Here is a 5,633-nt window from a genome sequence, read left to right as displayed (position 1 = left end):
GCCACCGGCCAGGGGCCGGCGCCGAAAGCGCCGCCCGGACGCGGCGGGGCCACCAGGGGCGGGCCGAAGGGCCCGACGCCGGTGCCGCCGGCCGGGACCGGCGCGGCGGTTGCCGCTGCCACTGATCGCGCGGAGGCCGTCTGATGAACGCCCTGGTGCAAGCAAGCGAGCGGCGCCTGGCGCTGCCGGGGCCCGGTGGCGCTGCCGCGCCGCCGCGGAGCGAGATGCCGTCGATGAACGGCACCGTGTTCGCCGGTCTTTTTGCCGTGTTCGGCCTGCTCGGCGGCGCTCTGCTCTGGGCCTGCCTCGCGCATCTCGACAGCGCCGCGGTGGCCACCGGCAATGTCATCGTCGACAGCCACCGCAAGACCGTGCAGCACCTCGAAGGCGGCATCTTGCGCGAGCTGATGGTCAAGGAGGGCGACCAGGTGACGGCCGGCCAGGTGCTGGCCCGGCTCGACACCACCCAGGCCGAAGCGGCAATGAACCAGGCGGAGAAGCAGCTCTGGGCGGTGCAGGCGCGGATCACGCGGCTTCGGGCCGAGCAGGAAGGCGCGCGCCAGATCGTCTGGCCGGCGGATCTCGCCAAATTGCGCACCGATGCCGCGGTCAACGACGCCTTCACGACCCAGGAAAAGCTGTTCGAGGCGCGCTGGCAGTCCTACGACGCCTCGATCGAGGTGCTGAAGCGCAAGATCGACCAGTTCAAGGCCGAGATCACCGCCGCGAATGCCATGGCCGCCAGCACGCGCGACCGGCTGCGCTACACGCAGGAGGAGCTGAAGGCCGTTGCCGGCCTGCTGGAGAAGGGCTTCGAGCGCCGGCCGCGCCTGCTCGAGCTGCAGCGCGTGGCGGCCGAGCTGCAGGGCCGGCTCGCCGATCTCAACGGCACGGTGGCGAAGTCGAACCAGGCGATCGCCAGTGCCGAGTTCGAAATCGCCGGCGTGCAGAAGAACCGCCAGGCCGAGATCGGCAAGGAGCTGCAGGAGACCCAGGCGACCGAGGCGGATGTGGTGGAGCGGCTGCGCGCCACCACCGACGTGCGGCAGCGCAAGGACGTGCTGGCGCCGCAGGACGGCGCCGTGGTGGATCTGAAGGTGTTCACCTCCGGCGGCGTCATCGCCCCCGGGGCGCCGATCATGGACATCGTGCCGAAGAGCGACGACCTGATCGTCGAGGCGCGCATCAGCCCGAGCGATATCGACGTGGTCACCATCGGCCTCAGGGCGCAGGTCCAGCTCTCCGCCTACAAGGCGCGCCGGGTGCCGGCGATCGACGGCGAGGTCATCTATGTCTCCGCCGACAAGCTGACCGATCCGCGCACCAACGAGCCCTATTTCACGGCGCGGGTGAAGCTCGACAAGGCGATGCTCGACCATCTGCCGCAGGTCAAGCTCTCGCCCGGCATGCCGGCCGAGGTCTACATCATCACCGGCGAGCGGCTGGCGATCGACTACCTGATCTCGCCGCTGCGCGACAGCTTCCGCCGCGCCTTCCGCGAGGACTGACCGCTCGGCCTATGCAACGAAGAACGCCCGGCACGCGCGTGCCGGGCGTTTCTGGTTGACCGGGCCGTCGGCGACGCGACGGCTCAGCGGAACAGGGCGAGGGCGCCGATCACCAGGCCGACCAGCGACGCGAAGCTGACGGCGGCCAGCAAAGGCCGCGCCACGGCGTTGCGATTGACCACGTCGTCGATCTTGGCCAGCCGCGCATCGATGCCGCTCAGCGTCTTGTCGAGACGGAGCATGGCGGCTTCCAGGCTGTCGATCCGGCGCAGGATGTCGCCTGCCTCCGTCTCGTCGCGTGCCGCGGCCGGCGAGAGCGTGGTGAGGGGCCCCGGCGTCCGGTCGCCGGCCGGCGCGGCGGGCTTGCGGTCGGCGCGGCCGAGGCCGGTCTTGTGCTCGCTCGCCATCCGCTCCAGCACGCGCAGCATCTCGTGCAGCGCGGTCTGCACCGTGCCCTGAAAGCCGCGCTGCGTCTCGCGCGCCTCGCTGCGCAGCTCCTTGAGTTCGGCGAGCAGCGGCTCGCCGGTCTCGACCAGCCGCGGCGTGCCGCGCTGCGCGCGGTTGAGAAGGGGGATCTGCTCGCCGTCCGGCGCCAATACCCGGGCGCCGAGCCGGCCCATCGCCTCGGGCGCCAGATCCTCGTCGAGATGGGCGACGAAGCCGTAATGGCCGTCGCCGACATTGGCGTGGGCGAGGTCGCCGCGCTTGCGCTCGGCGCGCGCGATCGCCAGCACCTGGCCGTCCAGGATCACCTCGACATCCAGCCGGGCGCCGGGGGCCTGCGGGTTCCAGGCCCAGCCGGAAACCTTGCGCGGCTCGATCACGTCAATGAAGCCGATAATTCCCGGTTCGGACGTGACATCCGCCGGGGCCGAGGACATCGCCACCACCGCGCTCAAAGGCTCGTGCTCCCTCAAATCAAGACCGGAGAATATGAGTGAGACAGCATGCGTTCATATTGCTTTACGAACGGTTGATTGCTGCCGGCGCCGGCTCTTGGACGCACCGCGCCACGGATTGGCCCCAACAGCGTTGGCGACGAGGTTGGGGCCGTCCCGTGCACACGGAACGCCACGACAGGAGAGTGTGGCGCCCGCCAGTGGAGCACCGTGTGGTTAACAAGTTGTGACGTCAAGCGGGAAAGTCGTCCGCCGGCGCGCTCGCGGCGCCCTGTGAGGGACGGGAGGGGAGACTGCAGGGGAAGAATGGAGGCCAGGACGAGATTCGAACTCGTGTACACGGATTTGCAGTCCGCTGCGTAGCCACTCCGCCACCTGGCCCGAGGGCGGGTGTATAGGTTGCCGGGCGCGGCCGGGTCAAGGCGCCTCGCGCGACGTTGAGGCGCGGTGGCGCTTCGGATATAAGGCCGCGGAATTAGATCGAAATCCGTCTGGGGCGCCATGGACACGCATCAACTCGCCGTTGCCCGGCGCAACATGGTCGATTGCCAGATCAAGCCGAACCGCGTCACCGAGCCGCGCCTGCTCGCGGCCATGGGTGCCGTCCCGCGCGAGGCCTTCGTTGCGCCCCAGCTCCGCGGCGTGGCCTATCTCGACGAGCCGCTGCCGCTCGGCGCCGGCCGTTTCCTGCTCACGCCCATGGTGCTGGCCCGCCTGCTGCAGGCGGCTGAGATTCAACCGTCTGACGTCGTCCTCCATGTCGGCTGCGGCACCGGCTATGGCGCGGCCGTGGCCTCGCGGCTTGCCGCCACCGTCGTCGCGCTGGAAAGCGATGCGGCGCTGGCCGCGGCAGCGACCGAGGCGCTGGCGGCGCAGAGCTGCGATTCGGTGGTGATCGAACGCGGGCCGCTCAACCAGGGCTGCGCCAAACATGCGCCCTATGACGTGATCGTCGTCGAGGGAGAGATCGATTTCCTGCCGGATGCGCTGACGACGCAGATGGCGGAGGGCGGGCGGCTGGTTGCGGTCCTGCGCGAGGACGCCGTCGGAACCGGCACGATCTGGGTCAAGCGGCACGGCCGGGTGGGTTCGCGGACGCTGTTCGATGCGGCGGCGCCGGCGCTGCCCGGTTTCGAGCGCGTGCCGGGCTTCGTGTTCTGACGCCGATGCCCGCCACGCCTCTGCAGGTCGACGCGGCCGAACTCGCCGAGCTGCTGCGGGCGGCCGATCCCCCGTTCCTGCTCGATGTGCGCGAACCCTGGGAGGTGGAGATCTGTGCCCTGCCCGGGGCGGTCAACCTGCCGATGGGCCAGATTCAGCAGCGGCTGGGCGAGCTGCCGCCGAATCGGCCGATCGTGGTGATCTGCCATCACGGCATGCGGTCGCTGCAGGTCACCCACTTCCTGCGGTCGCGCGGCTTCGAGGCCGCCCAGAACCTCGCCGGGGGTGTGGATTCGTGGGCACAGGCGGTCGATTTCACAATGCCAAGATATTGATGACCCTAAAGGTTCTCTATACCTTCCGCACGCTATAGCAGACCACGAGTCGCGTGGGCGGAAAGGACATCCTCCCGACATGAACATCAGATCGAGTTGGCCGGTCGGAGGGCTGGTTCTGCTGGCCTCGGTGATCGGGGCGGATGCATCGGCGCAGACTTTGCGTGAGGCGCTCGCCCTGGCCTACCAGACCAACCCTCAGCTCGACGCCCAGCGGGCCCAGCTGCGCGCCGTCGACGAAGGCGTGCCGCAGGCCAAGGCGGGCTGGCGCCCCACCGTCTCGGTCTCTGCCCTGGCCGGCGTCGAGGATTCCAACCGCAACATCGCGGCGGACCAGGATCTGATCCCGCGCAGCGCCAGCCTCAACGTGACGCAGCCGCTCTATCGCGGCGGCCGGACCGAGGCGCAGATCGCCGCCGCGGAGGCCCTGGTCCAGGCGCAGCGCGCCCGGCTGCATTCGTCGGAGCAGACGATCCTGCTGCAGGCGGTGACGTCCTACATGGACGTGGTGCGCGATCAGGCGATCGTCGAGCTCAACCGCAACAACGAGCAGGTGCTGCGTCGCCAGCTCGAAGCCGCCAACGACCGGTTCCGGGTCGGCGAGATCACCAAGACCGATGTGGCCCAGGCCGAATCGCGCCTGGCCCGCGCCACCTCCGACCGGGTGTCGTCGGAGGGCAACCTGATCTCCTCGCGGGCCACCTTCGCCCGGGTGGTCGGGCAGATGCCCGCAACGCTCGATGCCAGCCCGCCGATACCGCAGCTGCCGGCGAGCGAGGACGAGGCGATGCGGGTCGCCGATGCCATGCATCCGGATATCCAGACCGCCGTCTTTGCGGAGGAAGCGGCGCGGCACGATATCGACACCGCCTTCGGCGCCCTGCTGCCGACCCTCTCGCTCGAGGCCAATCTCAGCAAGTCGCGGGAGATCCAGACCGAGGATCTCGAGATCACCACCAAGAACGTGCTCGCGCGCCTGACCGTGCCGCTCTACCAGGCCGGCTCGGAATACTCGCTGGTGCGCCAGCGCAAGGAAACCGCGAGCCAGCGCCGTATCGAGATCGACGACCAGCGCCGTGCCGTCCGCCAGGCGGTCACCCGTTCGTGGGAAGGCTACAGCACGGCCCGCGCCCGCATCGTCGCGAACGAGGAGCAGGCGCGTGCCGCGCGCATTGCGCTCGACGGCGTGCAGCAGGAAGCGACCGTCGGTTCGCGCACCGTGCTCGACGTGCTGGACGCCGAGCAGGAGCTGCTCAATGCCAATGTGCAGGTTGTCACGGCGACCCGCGACCGCGGTGTCGCCGCGTACCAGCTTCTGTCGTCCGTCGGCCAGCTGACCGCGGAGAAGCTGGTGCTGCCGGTCGACATCTACGATCCCACGCAGCACTACAACAAGGTCCGCAGTCAGTGGATCGGTCTGACGCCCGGCAACGATTGAACAGCGGCGCGTCCAACGTCGACCCTACGGGATGGCTACGATGAGCGAGGCGAAGCCCAATCAAGAGCCGACGATGGAGGAAATCCTCGCCTCCATTCGGCGCATCATTTCGGAAGACGGCGAAGCCGCGCCCAAGGAGCCCGAGGCGAAGGACGCCCCCGCCGCGCCGAAGCCGGCTGCCGCGCCGCCGCCGCCATCGCCCCCTCCGGCCGCCGTCGCGCCGCCGCCGCCTCCGCCTCCCCCGGCGCCGAAGGTCGAAGAGGAAGAGATACTCGAGTTGACCGAGGTGGTG

General features: G+C 69.6%; 5 protein-coding genes, 1 tRNA gene and 1 pseudogene. 5 read left to right on the top strand and 2 right to left on the bottom strand.

The features are described from left to right. The first annotated feature begins 143 nt into the window (after nucleotides 1-143). Nucleotides 144-1,508: an HlyD family type I secretion periplasmic adaptor subunit gene (locus DT074_RS27385; RefSeq protein WP_119423010.1), complete on the top strand. Its 1,365-nt coding sequence runs from the start codon at nucleotides 144-146 to the stop codon at nucleotides 1,506-1,508. A gap of 83 nt (nucleotides 1,509-1,591) precedes the next feature. Here the strand turns inward: DT074_RS27385 and DT074_RS27380 are convergent, their stop codons facing one another. Together DT074_RS27380 and DT074_RS27375 are read right to left on the bottom strand one after the other, a co-directional pair. Further along, entirely contained in the window at nucleotides 1,592-2,407 is an 816-nt protein-coding gene (locus DT074_RS27380) for a hypothetical protein (RefSeq protein WP_119423009.1), read from the bottom strand. 307 nt (nucleotides 2,408-2,714) lie between these two features. After that, nucleotides 2,715-2,788, bottom strand: a tRNA-Cys gene (locus DT074_RS27375). Nucleotides 2,789-2,908: 120 nt separating this feature from the next. On the opposite strand from DT074_RS27375, the gene DT074_RS27370 reads away from it, so the two are divergent. From DT074_RS27370 to DT074_RS27355, 4 genes and pseudogenes are all read left to right on the top strand, one after another. Beyond that, on the top strand, nucleotides 2,909-3,568 hold the full coding sequence (locus tag DT074_RS27370) for a protein-L-isoaspartate O-methyltransferase family protein (RefSeq protein WP_119423008.1): 660 nt from the start codon (nucleotides 2,909-2,911) through the stop codon (nucleotides 3,566-3,568). 5 nt (nucleotides 3,569-3,573) lie between these two features. Further along, entirely contained in the window at nucleotides 3,574-3,903 is a 330-nt protein-coding gene (locus DT074_RS27365; protein WP_119423007.1) for a rhodanese-like domain-containing protein, read from the top strand. A gap of 79 nt (nucleotides 3,904-3,982) precedes the next feature. Beyond that, entirely contained in the window at nucleotides 3,983-5,341 is a 1,359-nt protein-coding gene (locus tag DT074_RS27360; protein ID WP_119423006.1) for a TolC family outer membrane protein, read from the top strand. Nucleotides 5,342-5,381: 40 nt separating this feature from the next. Then, nucleotides 5,382-5,633, top strand: a pseudogene (locus tag DT074_RS27355) (DUF2497 domain-containing protein); the annotation flags it as partial.

It is taken from the genome of Desertibaculum subflavum (genome assembly GCA_003576705.1).
GTDB lineage: Bacteria > Pseudomonadota > Alphaproteobacteria > Ferrovibrionales > Ferrovibrionaceae > Desertibaculum > Desertibaculum subflavum.
Note: the sequence above shows the minus strand (reverse complement) of the source record. Positions and strands in the feature narration are given on the sequence as shown.